This is a genomic window from Streptomyces sp. NPDC007863 (assembly GCF_040633895.1).
Classification (GTDB): domain Bacteria; phylum Actinomycetota; class Actinomycetes; order Streptomycetales; family Streptomycetaceae; genus Streptomyces.
Map to the genome: position 1 here is coordinate 1 of NZ_JBEYEI010000016.1, position 15,258 is coordinate 15,258.

A 15,258-nucleotide genomic window follows, 5' to 3' on the forward strand; every position below is an offset into this window, starting at 1 on the left:
TTCAGCCGAAGGCCGCTTCCGTGTACGGCGGATACCGAACCGAGTGATCAAGTACGACGCACCGTTCGACGGCACACGTTAAAGATCAAGCTAGGCCCGTACGTCCCCGGTGCTCGGCGCCCTCTCGTGGTCGGTGGCGTCGGTGCGGGCGCGGTCGCGGGAGCGGCGGGCCGGTCCGCTCCAGCCGCAGGAGCAGCGGGCCAGCGCGAAGGAACCGCGCTCCATGGTCGTCGTGTGATGCGGGCCGGTCGCCGACTGCTCGTGCACGACCCCACCGTACTGCGCGTGACGGCTCGCCCGTGCCGTCGTTATCCGCATCGGGAATCCAGGCTTTTTTGGGGGGGCGGCGGGCGATGGTGGTGCAGCGGTACCGGCTTCCGCGAGGCGTCGGCGGCGGGGCGCTCGCCGTCACCGCGTCCCTGGTCGCCGCGGCGGTCACCGGCTGCGCCGCCCCCGACGAGCCGGCGCCGGCGCCGGACCCGGCCGGCACCGTCCGGGGCGCCGCCGACGCCCTGGTCAGGGCCGGCACCTCCAAGGCGTCGACCGCGATGGAGATGGCCTCCGGCGGCACCCGGGTCACCATCCGCGGCGAGGGCGGCTACGACTTCCGCCGCCGCACCGGCCACCTCCGGGTGGTGCTCCCCACGGACGCGTCCGGCGCCAGCGCGCACCGGCCGATCACCGAGCTCCTCACCCCCGGCGCCCTCTACATGAAGAACCGCGGCGCGGGCGTCCCCGCCGACAAGTGGGTACGGGTCGACACCACCACCCTCGACGACGGCAACCTCGTCACCGGCGGGGCCACCGATCCCGGCGCGGCGGCCGAGCTGCTGCGCGGCGCGCGGGAGGTCACGTACGTGGGGGAGACCGAGCTGGCCGGGGTGAAGGTCCGGCACTACCGGGGCGTCACCGACATCGCGGCGGCCGCGAAGGTCGCCGCGCCGCAGCTGCGGGGCGCGCTCACCGCGGCGGCGAAAGGGTTCTCCACACACGCCGTGCCCTTCGAGGCGTATCTCGACGGGGACGGCCGCCTGCGGAAGGTCCGCCACCGGTTCACCTTCAGCAACCAGGGGCGGACGGTCTCCGTCTCCTCGACGACCCTCCTGTACGGCTTCGGGACGCGGGTCCTCGTGACGCTGCCGCACGGACGGGACATCTACGCGGGCAAGGTCGAGGTCTGACGGGTCCGGACCATCCCGCAAATGGTCCGTCCGTGTCATGCGCGGGCCGTGGCCCGATCCGTACGCTGGGACACCGACTCCGTCCGGAAGAGGGTGAAGGCGCGTGGCTCCGCTCGGTACCGCAACCGCAACCGCGATCGCCGACCCCGACGGCATCGCCCTCGCCGAGATAGAGCTCTGCGGCGACCTGATCATCGCGGCCTCGGCCGCGGACGGGGAACGGCTCAGCGCCGACCTGATCGACGAGGTGCTGCGGGTCGAACCGGCCGGGCGCTGACCCGCCGGCTCAGGTGCGCAGCATCCGGCCGATCGCCTTGGTGGCCTCCTCGACCTTCGCGTCGAGGTCCCCGCCGTTGTTCGCCGCGTCCGCCACGCAGTGCCGCAGGTGTTCCTCCAGGAGCTGGAGGGCGAAGGACTGCAGCGCCTTCGTGGAGGCCGAGACCTGGGTGAGTATGTCGATGCAGTAGACGTCCTCGTCGACCATCCGCTGCAGACCGCGGATCTGGCCCTCGATCCGCCGCAGCCGCTTGAGGTGTTCGTCCTTCTGCTTGTGGTAGCCGTGCACCCCGTGGGCGTGGTCGGCCGGCTCGACGGATTCGACGGTGTCGGGGGTGACCTGGTCCGCCTCGGTGGTCGTCATCGCGTCCTCCCGTTGTCCAGATAAGGGGGTGTATACCCCTCATGGGTATATGGTACCGATCCCCGCCGTTGAGGGGGCGGGGGTCTCGTGCAGTTCACTGTGCCTGATGGGCGACACTGAGAGGACGCCGGTTAGCCGTGGCCGGATGATGCGCCTAGCATCAGCCTGACCGAAACCCAGCACCCCGAGGACCTCACGTGCGATTTCGTCTGACCCCCAGGGAGACGAGCTTCTACGACATGTTCGCCGCGTCCGCGGACAACATCGTCACGGGCTCGAAGCTCCTGATGGAACTGCTCGGAGCGGAGCCTTCCGCCCGGGCCGAGATCGCGGAGCGGATGCGGGCAGCGGAGCACGCCGGCGACGACGCCACCCATGCGATCTTCCACCAGCTGAACTCCTCGTTCATCACGCCGTTCGACCGTGAGGACATCTACTCCCTCGCCTCGTCCCTCGACGACATCATGGACTTCATGGAGGAGGCCGTCGACCTGGTCGTCCTCTACAACATCGAGGAACTGCCCAAGGGCGTCGAGCAGCAGATCGAGGTCCTGGCCCGGGCGGCGGAACTGACCGCCGAGGCGATGCCGAACCTGCGGACGATGGCCAACCTCACGGAGTACTGGATCGAGGTCAACCGGCTGGAGAACCAGGCCGACCAGATCCACCGCAAGCTGCTCGCCCACCTCTTCAACGGCAAGTACGACGCCATCGAGGTGCTCAAGCTCAAGCAGGTCGTGGATGTGCTGGAAGAGGCGGCCGACGCCTTCGAGCACGTGGCGAACACCGTGGAGACCATCGCGGTCAAGGAGTCCTGAGGCTTCGTGGACACCTTCGCCCTGATCGTGACCATCGGTGTCGCGCTCGGCTTCACGTATACGAACGGCTTCCACGACTCCGCCAACGCGATCGCCACCTCGGTGTCGACGCGGGCGCTGACCCCCCGTGCGGCGCTCGCGATGGCCGCGGTCATGAACCTCGCCGGTGCCTTCATGGGCAGCGGCGTCGCCAAGACGGTCAGTGAGGGCCTGATCGAGACGCCGCACGGCGACAAGGGGATGGGAATCCTCTTCGCCGCGCTCGTCGGCGCGATCATCTGGAACCTCGTCACCTGGTACTTCGGCCTCCCGTCCTCCTCCTCGCACGCCCTGTTCGGCGGCATGGTGGGCGCGGCGCTCGCCGGCGGCACCGAGGTGATCTGGGGCGGCGTCCTCGACAAGGTCGTCATCCCGATGTTCATCTCGCCGGTCGTCGGCCTCGTCGCCGGTTACCTGGTGATGTGCGCGATCATGTGGATGTTCCGCCGGGCCAACCCGCACAAGGCCAAGCGCGGCTTCCGCATCGCGCAGACCGTCTCGGCGGCCGGCATGGCCCTCGGTCACGGCCTCCAGGACGCCCAGAAGACGATGGGCATCGTGGTGATGGCCCTGGTCATCGCCGACGTGCAGCAGGCCGGCGACGACATCCCGGTGTGGGTGAAGATCGCCTGTGCCGTGATGCTCTCGCTCGGTACGTACGCGGGTGGCTGGCGCATCATGCGCACCCTCGGCCGCAAGATCATCGAGCTGGACCCGCCGCAGGGCTTCGCGGCCGAGACCACCGGTGCGTCGATCATGTTCGGCTCGGCGTTCCTCTTCCACGCGCCGATCTCGACGACCCACGTCATCACCTCCGCGATCATGGGCGTGGGTGCCACGAAGCGGGTGAACGCGGTGCGCTGGGGCGTCGCGAAGAACATCATCCTCGGCTGGTTCATCACCATGCCGGCGGCGGCGATCGTGGCGGCGCTCAGCTTCTACGTGGTGCAGCTCTTCTTCGGCTGACGGACGTGGCCGGAAATGGTCGGGCCCGGCTCCCCTGGGGGGGAGCCGGGCCCTTTCGTCGTGCGGTGGCACCGCCATGCAGCACCGCAGACGCCACGCGGCGGAGCCGCATGGTCGATGGGCTATCCGAAGCGGCCGGAGATGTAGTCCTCGGTCGCCTGGACGCTCGGGTTGGAGAAGATGCGCTCGGTGTCGTCCAGCTCGATGAGCTTGCCGGGCTGGCCGACCGCCGCCAGGTTGAAGAAGGCGGTGCGGTCCGAGACGCGGGCGGCCTGCTGCATGTTGTGCGTCACGATGACGATCGTGAAGCGCTCCTTCAGCTCGCCGATCAGGTCCTCGATCGCGAGGGTCGAGATCGGGTCGAGGGCCGAGCAGGGCTCGTCCATGAGGAGCACGTCCGGCTCGACCGCGATGGCGCGGGCGATGCACAGGCGCTGCTGCTGACCGCCGGAGAGGCCGGAGCCCGGCTTGTTGAGGCGGTCCTTGACCTCGTTCCACAGGTTCGCACCCTTGAGGGAGCGCTCCACGATGTCGGCGAGCTCGGACTTCTTGTACGAGCCGTTCAGCCGCAGGCCCGCCGCCACGTTGTCGAAGATCGACATGGTGGGGAAGGGGTTGGGGCGCTGGAACACCATGCCGACGGTGCGGCGCACGGCGACCGGGTCGACGCCGGAGCCGTACAGGTTCTCGTCGTCCAGCATCACCTTGCCCTCGACGCGGCCACCGGGGGTGACCTCGTGCATGCGGTTCAGGGTGCGCAGGAAGGTGGACTTTCCGCAGCCGGAGGGGCCGATGAAGGCCGTCACCGAGCGGGGCTCGACGGTCATGGAGATGTCGTCGATCGCCTTGTGGGCGCCGTAGTAGGCGGAGAGGCCGCTGACGTCGATTCGCTTGGCCATATCAGTTCACATCCAGAGTGCCGCGGTCAGCGGCCGGTCTTCGGGGCCTTCCAGCGGGCGATGCCGCGGGCCACCAGGTTGAGGATCATGACGAAGGCGATCAGGACGAGCGCGGCGGCCCAGGCGCGGGCCACGGCGGCGTCGGTGCCGACCGCGTACTGCTCGTACACGTAGAGCGGCAGGGAGGACTGGGCGCCTTCGAAGGGGTTCGGGTTGATGAGCTTCGTACCGAACACGAGGAGCAGGACGGGGGCCGTCTCACCGGTGATGCGGGCGATCGCGAGCATGACGCCCGTGGTGATGCCGCCGATCGCGGTCGGGAGGACCACCTTCAGGATCGTGCGCCACTTGGGGATACCGAGGGCGAGGGAGGCCTCGCGGAGCTCGTTCGGGACGAGCTTGAGCATCTCCTCGGTGGAGCGGACGACGACCGGCATCATCAGGATGGCGAGGGCCATCGCGCCGGCGAACCCGGAGGGGCCGAAGTCCAGCATCAGGGTCCAGGTGGACAGGATGAAGAGGCCGGCGACGATCGACGGGATGCCCGTCATGACGTCGACGAAGAAGGTGACGGCCTTGGCGAGCTTCCCGGTGCCGTACTCGACCAGGTAGACCGCGGTCAGCAGACCGATCGGGGCGGCGATCAGGGTGGCGATGCCGACCTGCTCGATGGTGCCGAGGAGGGCGTGGTAGACGCCGCCGCCCGCTTCGACCTCGAGGACGCCGTTCATCGAGTGGGTGAGGAAGTACCCGTCGAGCACTTCCAGGCCCTTGCTGACCGTCACCCAGGCCAGCGACAGCAGCGGGATGACGGCGAGGACGAAGCAGACCCAGACGAGGCTGGTGGCGATGCGGTCCTTGGCCTGGCGGGAGCCCTCCACCTTGGTGGTGATCGCGTAGGTGGCGAGGAGGAAGACCAGGGCGGCGAGCATGCCCCACTGGACCTTGCTGTGCCAGCCGGCTGCGAGGCCGATGCCGGCACCCGCGGCGACGGAACCGACGGCGATGGCGGCCGGGGTCCAGCGCGGGAGGCGGGCGTGGGCGAGCGGGCCGCGGGGCTTGGCGAACGCGGTCGGGCGTTCCTGGACGGCGTGGCTCATGCGTTGGCCCCCGAGTACTCCTTGCGGCGGGCGATGATCCACCGGGCCGCGCCGTTGACCAGCAGGGTGATGACGAAGAGGACGAGGCCGGAGGCGATCAGCGCGTCGCGGCCGTACTCGTCGGCCTCGTTGAACTTCGCGGCGATGTTCTGGGCGAAGGTGCCGCCGCCCGGGTCGAGCAGGTGGCCCGAGAGCACGAAGCTGGGGGAGAGGACCACGGCCACGGCCATCGTCTCGCCGAGCGCACGGCCGAGGCCGAGCATCGAGGCGGAGATGATGCCGGAGCGGCCGAAGGGAAGGACGGCCATGCGGATGACCTCCCAGCGCGTGGCGCCGAGGGCGAGCGCGGCCTCCTCGTGCATCTTCGGGGCCTGGAGGAAGACCTCGCGGGTCACGTTGGTGATGATCGGGAGGATCATGATCGCCAGCAGGATGCCCACGGTGAAGAGGTTGCGGGCGACGCCGTCGGCGGACTTGTCGAAGATGTACGTCCAGCCGAGGTACTCGTCGAGCCACTGGTTGAGGCCGTCCAGGTACGGAACCAGGAAGATCGCGCCCCAGAGGCCGTAGATGATGCTGGGCACGGCGGCGAGCAGGTCGACCACGTACGCGAGCGGCTTGGCCAGCCTGCGCGGGGCGTAGTGCGAGATGAAGAGCGCGATGCCGATCGCGACCGGCACGGCGATGACCATGGCGATGACCGAGGAGACGATCGTGCCGAAGGCGAGGACGGCGATGCCGAAGACCGGCGGGTCGCCGGCCGGGTTCCACTCGAAGGTGGTGAAGAAGTTGGCGCTGTCCTTGGAGAGGGCGAGGACGGAGCGGTAGGTCAGGAAGGCCGCGATCGCGGCCATGATGACGAGCAGGGTGATGCCGGAGCCCTTGGAGAGGCCGCTGAAGATGCGGTCTCCGGGGCGGGTCGCGCTCTTGGCGCGCCGGCTCCTGTTCTTTTCCCTGGCGGGTGGTGTCGTGGTAACCATCGGTTTCTCCGGTCTGCGGAGCCGTACGGGGTACGGGCTCCTGGCGGCGGTGCACCGGATGCCGGGGGCGGCCCTCCACGGGAGGTGAGGGGCCGCCCCCGGCCGGGGGTCAGGACAGGGTCGGGACGATCGCCCGGACCTTGGCGGCGATCTCGGCCGGCATCGGGGCGTAGTCGGCGTCGGTGAGGACCTTCTGGCCCTCCTCGCTGATCGCGTAGTTGAGGAACGCCTTCAGGGTCGGCAGGGTCTCCGCCTTGTTGCCCTTGTCGCAGGCGATCTCGTAGGTGACCAGGACCAGCGGGTAGGCGCCCTCGGCCTTGGTCTCGTAGTTGAGGGAGAGGGCCACGTCGTTGCCGGTGCCCTTGACCTTGGCGTCGGCGATGGCCTTGGAGGCGTTCTCCGAGGTGGCGGCGACCGGGGCGGCCGCGCCGGTGTTCACGCTGACCGTGGAGATCTTGTTGGCGGTGGCGTGGGAGAGCTCGAAGTAGCCGATGGAGCCCTCGGCGCCCTTGACGGCCTGGGCGACACCGGAGGAGCCGTTGGCGGCCTGGCCACCGGGGGCGGGCCACGACTTCGTCTTCGGGTCGTACTTCCAGTCGGCCGCGGCGGCGGTCGAGAGGTACTTGCCCAGGTTCTGGGTGGTGCCGGACTCGTCCGAGCGGTGGAAGGCCTGGATGGTGGAGTCCGGAAGCTTGGCGCCCGGGTTCAGCTTGGCGATCGCCGGGTCGTTCCACTTGGTGATCTTCGTGTCGAAGATCTTGGCGATGGTGGAGGCGTCCAGGACGAGGTTGTCCACGCCCTCCAGCTTGTAGCCGATGGCGATGGGGCCGCCGACCATGGGCAGGTTGACGCCCGTGCCGCCCTTGCAGATCTTCTTGGACTCGGCGACCTCTTCGTCCTTCAGGGCGGAGTCGGAGCCCGCGAAGGCGACCTGGCCCTGGTTGAACTTGGTGATGCCACCGCCGGAGCCGATGCCCTGGTAGTTGACCTCGACGCCCTCACAGGCGGCCTGGAAGTTCTTGACCCACAGGTCCATCGCGTTTTCCTGCGCGCTGGAGCCCGCGGCGAGCAGCTGACCCTTGGCGCCGTCGCACTTGATGTTCGACGCGGCGGCCGAGGTCTGCTTGCCACCGCTCTTGGTGGGCTCGTTGTTGTCGTCCGAGCCACACGCCGAGAGGACCAGCGCACCGGAGACGACGAGGGCACCGATCGCGGAGGCGCGAAGCCCGTTGTTGCGCGAAAGCTTCACTTTCGGGGGTTCCTTCCAGAGGCCGCCGTGGTTCGGACCGGGTGTCCGTCGCTCGGAGGGCGGCGCGTGTCGGGTTGTCGGGTGCATCGTCAGGCTCCGTGCACCGCGTAAGGCCGAAATTAGGCAGATCAGGTGAAGCGGTCAGCCGTGGAGAGTGAACGCGAGGTGAACCGTGCCGTAAGCCACGGTGCGGCCGGGCACGGGGTGCCGCGGCGGGGTGGCGCACGGTGCCCGTGCCGAGGGGCGGGCCGCCGTCTAGCAGACGTCGGGCGGCTGACGGTCCGGGGCCGTCGCCCCGGCGAGGAGGGCGTCGAGCAGCTCGCGGTCGCGCGGCCGGGTCAGGCGGGCACGGGCCGCGGCCGGCGCCAGCCAGTGCAGGCGGTCCACCTCGCGGCCGGGGACGAAGGCGCCGTCGAGGGCGCGGGCCGCCCAGTAGACGACCTCCTTGGGGCGGCCCGCGACGGGGTAGCGGACGGTGGGGAGGCGGGCGCCCAGCTCGCAGTGGTGCCCGGTCTCCTCCAGGACCTCGCGCAGGGCGCAGTCCTCGGCGCTCTCGCCGCGCTTGCGCTTCCCCTTCGGGTGGGACCAGTCGTCCCACTTCGGCCGGTGGACGAGCGCGATCTCGATGCCGGGGCCGGCCGGCGACGGGCGCCACAGGACGCAGCCCGCCGCCAGGACCGGCTCCGGGACGGTCATGGGACGGGGGCGGCGGCCGTGTGCCAGACGCGCTGGAAGGCGAAGCGGGCCGCCTCGACCTCGTGCCGCTGGTCGGCGTGGAGGACCCCGAGGGCGTACGCGGTGGCCGGCGCGATCCGGGGGGTGCGGGCCGCCGCGGCGGCGGCCGCGGCCGCCTCGGCGGCGTCACGGTGCCGGTCCAGGGCCCGGGCCGCCTCGTACAGCGGGGCGTCCGGCTCCGGGCCGAGGGCCGTCACCTCGGTGGCGTACCGGTGGAGGCGGAGCAGCAGCCGGGTGTGGTGCCACGGCGCGTCCTGGTTCTCGCCCGCCGCCAGGGCCAGCGCCTCCGCGTTGTACGGGTGGGCGGCGCGGGTCAGCGGCAGCGCGTCGACCGCGTCGAGGAGGCGCCGGCGGGCGACCGACGCGGAGGCGTCGAGCACCTCGGGGGCGGGGGCCGCGCCCGCCGGGCCGAGCGGCACCTCGGAGGCGAGCAGGGCGACGGCGTCGGCCAGCGCGTGGAAGCGGGAGGAGCCGAGGGCCTGGAGGGCCGCCGAGTGGGCGCGGGTCCTGGCCAGGGTGAGCTGCCGGTCCAGGAGGGCGCCGGCCCGGGCGGCGCCGACGGTGAGGCCGGCGGCCTCCGAGCCGCGGGCGGCCGGCACCGGACCAGGGCCGCCGGCCAGCCGGTTCAGCGCGTCCATCAGCCGGATCAGCCGCGAGGTGCACGCCTGTTCCTGGGCGAGGGTGCCGGAGAGCCAGGCCAGTTCGGTCCTGAGCTGGTCGGCCCAGGCGGTGTCGAGCAGTGGCCGGAAGGTGTGCAGGCTGCCGCTGATGCGCCGGGCGGCGGCCCGCAGCGTACCGGCGGCCTCGTCCGCTCCGGAGGTGTCCGCGCCGCTCTCGCCGTGCTGCCGCAGGCCGCGGAGGAAGTCCGCGGCCCGGGCGTGCAGGTAGGGGGCCAGGACCTCGCCCGCGGTCAGGTCCCTCGTCGCCTGCGGGGACTGCGTGGGGTCAGGGTTGTGCACGCCGGCGCCTCCGCGCGTCGATGAGCATCTCCTGCACGTGCCGCAGCGGCTTGCCCTCGGGGTCGGTCGCGTGACGCGTCCAGTTCCCGTCCGGGCCGAGGTGCCAGGAGGAGGTGGTGTCGGACATCCCGGTCTCCAGGAGCCGGGTGAGGGCCGCCCGGTGGGCGGGGTCGGAGACCCGGACCAGGGCCTCGATGCGCCGGTCCAGGTTGCGGTGCATCATGTCGGCGCTGCCGAACCAGACCTCCGGCTCGCCTCCGTTGCCGAAGGCGAAGATCCGGGAGTGCTCCAGGAAGCGGCCGAGGACGGAGCGGACCCGGATGTTCTCCGAGAGGCCGGGGACGCCGGGGCGCACGGCGCAGATGCCGCGGACCCAGATGTCGACCGGGACGCCGGCCTGGGAGGCCCGGTAGCAGGCGTCGATGACGGCCTCGTCGACCATCGAGTTGACCTTGATCTTCACGTACGCCGGCCGGCCGGCCCGGTGGTGGGCGATCTCCTTGGTGATCCGGGAGACGAGCCCGTCGCGGAGCGACTTCGGGGCGGTCAGCAGACGCCGGTAGGTCTCGCGGCGCGAGTAGCCGGAGAGCCGGTTGAAGAGGTCGGAGAGGTCGGCGCCGACCTGCGGGTCGGCGGTGAGCAGGCCGAGGTCCTCGTAGAGCCGGGCCGTCTTCGGGTGGTAGTTGCCGGTGCCGACGTGCGAGTAGCGGCGCAGCAGGTCGCCCTCCTGGCGGACCACCAGGGACAGCTTGCAGTGGGTCTTGAGGCCGACGAGGCCGTAGACGACGTGGCAGCCGGCCTCCTCCAGCTTCCGCGCCCACTTGATGTTGGCCTGCTCGTCGAAGCGGGCCTTGATCTCGACGAGGACGAGGACCTGCTTGCCGGACTCGGCGGCGTCGATGAGGGCGTCGACTATCGGGGAGTCGCCGGAGGTCCGGTACAGCGTCTGCTTGATCGCGAGGACGTCCGGGTCGGCCGCCGCCTGCTCCAGGAAGGCCTGGACGGAGGTGGAGAAGGAGTCGTACGGGTGGTGCAGCAGGACGTCCCGCTCGCGCATCGCGGCGAAGACGTCGGGCGCGGACGCGGACTCGACCTCGGCGAGGTCCCGGTGCGTGCCGGCGACGAACTTCGGGTACTTGAGCTCGGGCCGGTCCTGCGAGGCGATCCCGAACAGGCCGGTGAGGTCGAGCGGGCCGGGCAGCGGGTAGACCTCGGCGTCGGAGATCTTCAGCTCGCGCACGAGCAGGTCGAGGACGTACGGGTCGATGGACTCCTCGACCTCCAGGCGGACCGGCGGGCCGAAGCGGCGCCGCATGAGCTCCTTCTCCAGGGCCTGGAGGAGGTTCTCCGCGTCGTCCTCCTCGACCTCCAGGTCCTCGTTCCTGGTCACCCGGAACATGTGGTGCGCGAGCACCTCCATGCCGGGGAAGAGCTCCTCCAGGTGCGCCGCGATCACGTCCTCCAGGGGGACGTACCGCTGCGGGGAGGCCTCCAGGAAGCGGGAGAGCAGCGGCGGGACCTTGACGCGCGCGAAGTGGCGGTGGCCGCTGACCGGATTGCGTACGACCACGGCGAGGTTGAGGCTCAGGCCGGAGATGTACGGGAAGGGGTGCGCCGGGTCCACGGCGAGCGGCGTCAGCACCGGGAAGATCTGCTGCCGGAAGAGCGTGAAGAGCCGCGCCTGCTCCTTCTCGGTGAGCTCGGGCCAGCGGATCAGGTGGATGCCCTCGTCGGCCAGGGCAGGGGCGACGTCCTGCTGGTAGCAGGCGGCGTGCCGGGCCATCAGTTCGCGCGAGCGGGTCCAGATGAGGTCGAGGACCTCGCGCGGCTGGAGGCCGGAGGCGGAGCGGGTGGCGACGCCGGTGGCGATGCGGCGCTTGAGGCCGGCGACCCGGACCATGAAGAACTCGTCGAGGTTCGAGGCGAAGATCGCGAGGAAGTTCGCCCGTTCGAGGAGGGGGGTCGTCGGGTCCTCGGCGAGTTCGAGGACCCGCTCGTTGAAGGCGAGCCAGCTGCGCTCGCGGTCCAGGAAGCGGCCCTGCGGCAGCTCGCGCGAGGCGTCGCCGTCCTCGCCCTCGTAGGCGTCGATCTCGGAGTCGATACCGGTGTCGACGGCGCCGTTCTCCGTGTCGTGGTCGGCGCGCGGGCGGTGCGCCGCTATGGAACCCGGGGACGGCTGCGGGGACGCGGTGGCGGAGGTCTGGACCGGGACCTCGGCGGGCTGCTGGCTCATGGCCCCATTCTTCCGCGCGAAGGGGTCCTCGGGCGCGTCGGAGCGGGCCGTGGGGGAGGGCAGTCTCCCCTTGGGGAGTCTTCCCGGGGAGGGAGCCCCGCCAGGAGTGATCACGGATCGCTTCATTGCGTGAGCGTCGCAAGCGCGTCTGAATGGCCGGTAACGACGACATGTCGTGCGGGAATCGGGGGCGGGGCCTGTGCCGGGCCCCGCCCCCGATTCTCACCCGTTCGGATTACGGGTGCCGGGCACGGAGGACCCGGAAGGCGGCGAGGGCGGCGAGGGCGGCGAGCGCCAGGACGATGCCGGTCTCGATGAGCTGGGTGGGCAGGACGTGGGAGACGGGGTGGTAGTCGAGGTACTGGGCGGACACGGGCTCGTCGACGCGGCAGACGCCCTCGGAGTCGCCGCAGAACCAGCCGGACTCGCGCCGTCCGTCGGCCATGATCAGGCCCTGCTCCATGAGCAGTGAGCCTTCGGGGGCCATGAGGGTCGAGGCGCCCTCCACCGCCTCGCCGGTGATCGTGACCGGCGTCAGGAAGTCCCAGCGGCAGGCGTGGAGCACGAGCAGGGTGACGCCCACGAAGAGTCCGGCGGCGGACATGGCGACCAGGGTGCGGTGGATCAGCAGACCGGCGAGCGCGCCGACGGCGACGGCGAGGAGCGTGTGGGCGACGAGGACGGTGCCGAGGACCATGTACGGTCCGATGTCCGTCCGCAGCAGGCTGTATCCGTCGGCCACCCGGAACCAGCCGAGCGCGTACGCGCCGGTCAGGAGCAGGACGGTGCCGAGGGTGGCGGCCGTGGCGACGGCCAGCTTGGAGCGCAGCCAGGACGCCGGGGTCACCGACTGGGTGAGCGAGAGCTGGTACGTCCCCGACTCGAACTCGCGCGCCACCATCGGGCCGGCGACGAAGAGCGCAACGACGAACGGAATCCCGAGGACGCCCTCGGAGAAGGAGCGCATTGCGCCGATCAGCCACGGGAACCCGCTGTTGAACTGGTCGCGGACCCAGTAGCCGTCCTCCGTGCGCACGTCCGGGTACTGCGCGTCCCAGATCCGCAGCACGCCGATCACGACCAGCGCCAGGATTCCCGTAGCGCCCGCCAGCCACAGGGTCCGCCGGTACTGGCGGGCCGTCACCCACGCGGGGCCCTTGAGGGCGAGGGTGCTCATGCGGGGGCTCCTTCGGGGTTGCGGAGGTGGGCGAGGAGGAGCTCCTCCAGGGACGGCTCGCTGGTCTCCCAGGGTCCCTCGACCGGGCCCTCGCGGCGGACCAGGGCGGTGAGTTGACGGCCCGTCGTGCGGGAGTCGACCACGCGGTGCGGGGCGAGGTCGGCGACGGGTCCGCGCAGCAGGGTGTGCGCGGCGAGCAGGTCGTCGACGGCGCCGTCGAGGCGGATCCGGCCCCCGGCGAGCAGCATCAGGTGGTCGCAGGCGCCCTCCAGCTCGGTGAGGATGTGGGAGGACATGACGACCGTGGTGCCGCGCTCGGCGGCGTCGGACATCAGCAGGCCCATCAGCTGGTGGCGGGCGAGCGGGTCGAGGTCGGCCATCGGCTCGTCCAGGAGCAGGAGTCGCGCGCGCTTGCCGAGGGCGAGGGCGAGGGCGACGCGGGTGCGCTGGCCGCCGGACAGGTGGTGGACGAGGGTGTCGGAGGAGAAGCCGCCGCCCTCGACGACCCGGAGCGCGGTGGCGTCGTCCCACCGGCCGGGGTTGAGCTCGCGGCCCATGCGGAGGGTGTCGGCGACGGTGAGCCGGGGGTGCAGCGGCTTGGCCTGGGCAACGTAGGCCAGGTCCTCGCGGGCGGGCGCGGTGAGCGTGCCCTCAGTGGGCCGCAGCAGGCCGGCGGCGAGGGCGAGCAGGGTGGACTTGCCGGCGCCGTTGGGGCCGACGAGGGCGCAGATCCGGCCGGCGGGGAGCGTGAAGTCGCACGCCCGCAGGGCCCAGCCGCCCCTCCGTCCCCCGTACTTCTTGCCCAGGAGCTCGGCTCCCAAGACGGTGGTCGTACTCACTGTTCGTCGTCCCCCTCGAAGTGCTGTGCCAGTACGGCGGTGAAGAGCGCCGCCACGTCCTCGCGGTCCATGCCCTCGGCGCGTGCGCGGCGGGCCCAGGCGTCGAGCTCGCCCCGGAGGGGGGAGTCGGCGGGGGCGGTCGTGCCGAGCGTGGCGCGGACGAAGGTGCCGAGGCCGCGGCGGGCCTCGACGAGGCCTTCGCGTTCGAGCTCGCGGTAGGCCTTGAGGACCGTGTTCGGGTTGATGGCCGTCGCCTCGACGACCTCGCGTGCGGTGGGCAGTCGGTCGCCCGGCTCCAGGAGGCCCATCCGGAGGGCCTGTTTCGTCTGCTGGACGATCTGGAGGTAGGTGGCGACGCCGCTGCGCCGGTCGATGCGGTACTCGACCACGTCCCTTCCACCACCCTTTCACTAATCAAGTAGTGAAAGGGTGGTGGAAGAGAGGGGGCGGTGTCAACCGCCCCCTGCCGACTGCCGGTTCAGGGCTCCGACTGTTCAGGACCCGCCGGTTTCAGGACTCCGAGCGGTACATCAGGTCCACCTCGTGCGTCCGGAAGCCGAGCCCCTCGTAGACCCGCACCGCCGCGGTGTTGTCGGCGTCCACGTACAGCATCGCCGTCGGCAGCCCCTGCGCCGCCAGGTGTCGCAGGCCGGTCGCGGTGAGCGCCTTGCCGAGGCCGCCGCCCTGCGCCCCCGGCAGGATCCCGACCACGTACACCTCGCCGAGCCGCTCCTCGGCGTGCGTCTTGGTCCAGTGGAAGCCGACGAGCTCCCCCTCCTTCTCCGCGAGGAAGAAGCCCTTCGGGTCGAACCACGGCTCCGCGATCCGGTCGTCCAGGTCCCGCTGGGTCAGCGAGCCCTGCTCCGGGTGGTGGGCGAAGGCGGCGGCGTTGACCGCGAGCCAGGCCGCGTCGTCCTGCCCGGGGACGAAGGTGCGGATCGTGACGCCCTCGGGGAGGACCGGTTCGGGGATGTCCAGCGGCGTCAGCGGCCGGCGCAGCTGGCGCAGTTCGCGGAAGAGGGTGAGGCCGAGGACCTGGGCGAGGTGGCGCGCGGACGGCTTGCCGCCGTGCGCCCAGACCCGCAGCCGCTTGCCGGTGGCGGCGAGCAGGGCGGTGCCGAGGGCCCGCCCGTGGCCGCGGCCGCGCTGGTCGGGGTGGACGAGCAGCTCGGCGGCCGGCGCCTCGACGGGGTCGGTCTCCTCCAGCTGGGCGTAGCCGTAGAGGTGGGAGCCGACGGTGAGGAGGAAGTGCCGCACCCCCTCGCGCCGCCCGTGCCGGAGGTAGAGCCGCCCCTGTTCGGACACCGCGTGCACGCCGTCGGCGCGGTCCGCGGCCGCGAGCAGGTCCATGACCTCCTGGACCTGCTCGGGGGTGAGCTCGTCGTACGTCTGGATCTGCCGTCCCGGTTCGAGGGCGGGCGCCGCGTCGGAAGTCATGGTGCC

At 71.3% G+C, this 15,258-nt stretch carries 17 protein-coding genes; 4 read left to right on the top strand and 13 right to left on the bottom strand.

The genetic code is table 11. From position 1 onward, the window contains the following. Positions 1–90 precede the first annotated feature (90 nt). Complete coding sequence (locus tag ABZ621_RS24135) at positions 91–267, bottom strand: hypothetical protein (protein ID WP_360608271.1); 177 nt, start codon at positions 265–267, stop codon at positions 91–93. An 86-nt stretch (positions 268–353) separates the two neighbouring features. Between ABZ621_RS24135 and ABZ621_RS24140 the strand changes: the two genes are divergently transcribed. Together ABZ621_RS24140 and ABZ621_RS24145 are read left to right on the top strand one after the other, a co-directional pair. Further along, positions 354–1,181, top strand: a complete 828-nt coding sequence (locus tag ABZ621_RS24140) for a hypothetical protein (RefSeq protein ID WP_360607844.1) — start codon at positions 354–356, stop codon at positions 1,179–1,181. A 103-nt stretch (positions 1,182–1,284) separates the two neighbouring features. Further along, positions 1,285–1,458 (top strand): hypothetical protein, encoded by a 174-nt coding sequence (locus ABZ621_RS24145; RefSeq protein WP_360607846.1) that lies wholly within the window; start codon positions 1,285–1,287, stop codon positions 1,456–1,458. 9 nt (positions 1,459–1,467) lie between these two features. On the opposite strand, the gene ABZ621_RS24150 is transcribed toward ABZ621_RS24145, so the two are convergent. Next, the gene (locus ABZ621_RS24150; RefSeq protein WP_360607848.1) at positions 1,468–1,821 is read right to left on the bottom strand and encodes a metal-sensitive transcriptional regulator; all 354 of its coding nucleotides are present in this window, start codon (positions 1,819–1,821) and stop codon (positions 1,468–1,470) included. Between the two features lie 197 nt (positions 1,822–2,018). Between ABZ621_RS24150 and ABZ621_RS24155 the strand changes: the two genes are divergently transcribed. Both ABZ621_RS24155 and ABZ621_RS24160 read left to right on the top strand, forming a co-directional pair. After that, positions 2,019–2,639, top strand: a complete 621-nt coding sequence (locus ABZ621_RS24155) for a DUF47 family protein (protein ID WP_116159771.1) — start codon at positions 2,019–2,021, stop codon at positions 2,637–2,639. A gap of 6 nt (positions 2,640–2,645) precedes the next feature. Next, positions 2,646–3,644, top strand: coding sequence for an inorganic phosphate transporter (locus ABZ621_RS24160; protein WP_189853120.1), 999 nt, complete (start codon positions 2,646–2,648; stop codon positions 3,642–3,644). Positions 3,645–3,766: 122 nt separating this feature from the next. Here the strand turns inward: ABZ621_RS24160 and pstB are convergent, their stop codons facing one another. From pstB to mshD, 11 genes are all read right to left on the bottom strand, one after another. Continuing rightward, entirely contained in the window at positions 3,767–4,543 is a 777-nt protein-coding gene (gene pstB, locus ABZ621_RS24165) for a phosphate ABC transporter ATP-binding protein PstB (protein ID WP_360607851.1), read from the bottom strand. Between the two features lie 26 nt (positions 4,544–4,569). Continuing rightward, on the bottom strand, positions 4,570–5,643 hold the full coding sequence (pstA, locus tag ABZ621_RS24170; RefSeq protein WP_360607853.1) for a phosphate ABC transporter permease PstA: 1,074 nt from the start codon (positions 5,641–5,643) through the stop codon (positions 4,570–4,572). Further along, the gene (gene pstC, locus ABZ621_RS24175; RefSeq protein ID WP_360607855.1) at positions 5,640–6,623 is read right to left on the bottom strand and encodes a phosphate ABC transporter permease subunit PstC; all 984 of its coding nucleotides are present in this window, start codon (positions 6,621–6,623) and stop codon (positions 5,640–5,642) included. Before pstC ends, pstA begins: the two co-directional genes overlap by 4 nt. 109 nt (positions 6,624–6,732) lie before the next feature. Beyond that, positions 6,733–7,872 (bottom strand): phosphate ABC transporter substrate-binding protein PstS, encoded by a 1,140-nt coding sequence (gene pstS, locus ABZ621_RS24180; protein WP_360607857.1) that lies wholly within the window; start codon positions 7,870–7,872, stop codon positions 6,733–6,735. 255 nt (positions 7,873–8,127) lie between these two features. Then, positions 8,128–8,568, bottom strand: a complete 441-nt coding sequence (locus ABZ621_RS24185; protein WP_360607859.1) for an NUDIX hydrolase — start codon at positions 8,566–8,568, stop codon at positions 8,128–8,130. Then, positions 8,565–9,566 carry a CHAD domain-containing protein gene (locus ABZ621_RS24190; RefSeq protein ID WP_360607861.1) on the bottom strand — a complete coding sequence of 334 codons (1,002 nt, stop codon included), beginning with the start codon at positions 9,564–9,566 and terminating at the stop codon, positions 8,565–8,567. Before ABZ621_RS24190 ends, ABZ621_RS24185 begins: the two co-directional genes overlap by 4 nt. Continuing rightward, positions 9,553–11,799 carry an RNA degradosome polyphosphate kinase gene (locus tag ABZ621_RS24195; RefSeq protein ID WP_360607863.1) on the bottom strand — a complete coding sequence of 749 codons (2,247 nt, stop codon included), beginning with the start codon at positions 11,797–11,799 and terminating at the stop codon, positions 9,553–9,555. Before ABZ621_RS24195 ends, ABZ621_RS24190 begins: the two co-directional genes overlap by 14 nt. Before the next feature lie 235 nt (positions 11,800–12,034). After that, a complete protein-coding gene (locus tag ABZ621_RS24200) occupies positions 12,035–12,976 on the bottom strand; it encodes an ABC transporter permease (RefSeq protein WP_360607865.1) in 942 nt (313 codons plus the stop codon). Next, the gene (locus tag ABZ621_RS24205) at positions 12,973–13,797 is read right to left on the bottom strand and encodes an ABC transporter ATP-binding protein (RefSeq protein WP_360607867.1); all 825 of its coding nucleotides are present in this window, start codon (positions 13,795–13,797) and stop codon (positions 12,973–12,975) included. Before ABZ621_RS24205 ends, ABZ621_RS24200 begins: the two co-directional genes overlap by 4 nt. A gap of 14 nt (positions 13,798–13,811) precedes the next feature. Next, positions 13,812–14,204, bottom strand: coding sequence for a GntR family transcriptional regulator (locus ABZ621_RS24210; protein ID WP_360607869.1), 393 nt, complete (start codon positions 14,202–14,204; stop codon positions 13,812–13,814). A gap of 121 nt (positions 14,205–14,325) precedes the next feature. Then, positions 14,326–15,252: a mycothiol synthase gene (mshD, locus tag ABZ621_RS24215; RefSeq protein WP_360607871.1), complete on the bottom strand. Its 927-nt coding sequence runs from the start codon at positions 15,250–15,252 to the stop codon at positions 14,326–14,328. Between the last annotated feature and the right edge of the window lie 6 nt (positions 15,253–15,258).

Excerpts from the sequence above, each read along its gene's own strand:
- ABZ621_RS24140 (WP_360607844.1), top strand. The coding sequence starts at position 354 with ATGGTGGTGCAGCGGTACCGGCTTCCGCGAGGCGTCGGCGGCGGGGCG.
- ABZ621_RS24150 (WP_360607848.1), bottom strand. The coding sequence starts at position 1,821 with ATGACGACCACCGAGGCGGACCAGGTCACCCCCGACACCGTCGAATCC.
- pstB (WP_360607851.1), bottom strand. The coding sequence starts at position 4,543 with ATGGCCAAGCGAATCGACGTCAGCGGCCTCTCCGCCTACTACGGCGCC.
- pstA (WP_360607853.1), bottom strand. The coding sequence starts at position 5,643 with ATGAGCCACGCCGTCCAGGAACGCCCGACCGCGTTCGCCAAGCCCCGC.
- pstC (WP_360607855.1), bottom strand. The coding sequence starts at position 6,623 with ATGGTTACCACGACACCACCCGCCAGGGAAAAGAACAGGAGCCGGCGC.
- ABZ621_RS24185 (WP_360607859.1), bottom strand. The coding sequence starts at position 8,568 with ATGACCGTCCCGGAGCCGGTCCTGGCGGCGGGCTGCGTCCTGTGGCGC.
- ABZ621_RS24195 (WP_360607863.1), bottom strand. The coding sequence starts at position 11,799 with ATGAGCCAGCAGCCCGCCGAGGTCCCGGTCCAGACCTCCGCCACCGCG.
- ABZ621_RS24200 (WP_360607865.1), bottom strand. The coding sequence starts at position 12,976 with ATGAGCACCCTCGCCCTCAAGGGCCCCGCGTGGGTGACGGCCCGCCAG.
- mshD (WP_360607871.1), bottom strand. The coding sequence starts at position 15,252 with ATGACTTCCGACGCGGCGCCCGCCCTCGAACCGGGACGGCAGATCCAG.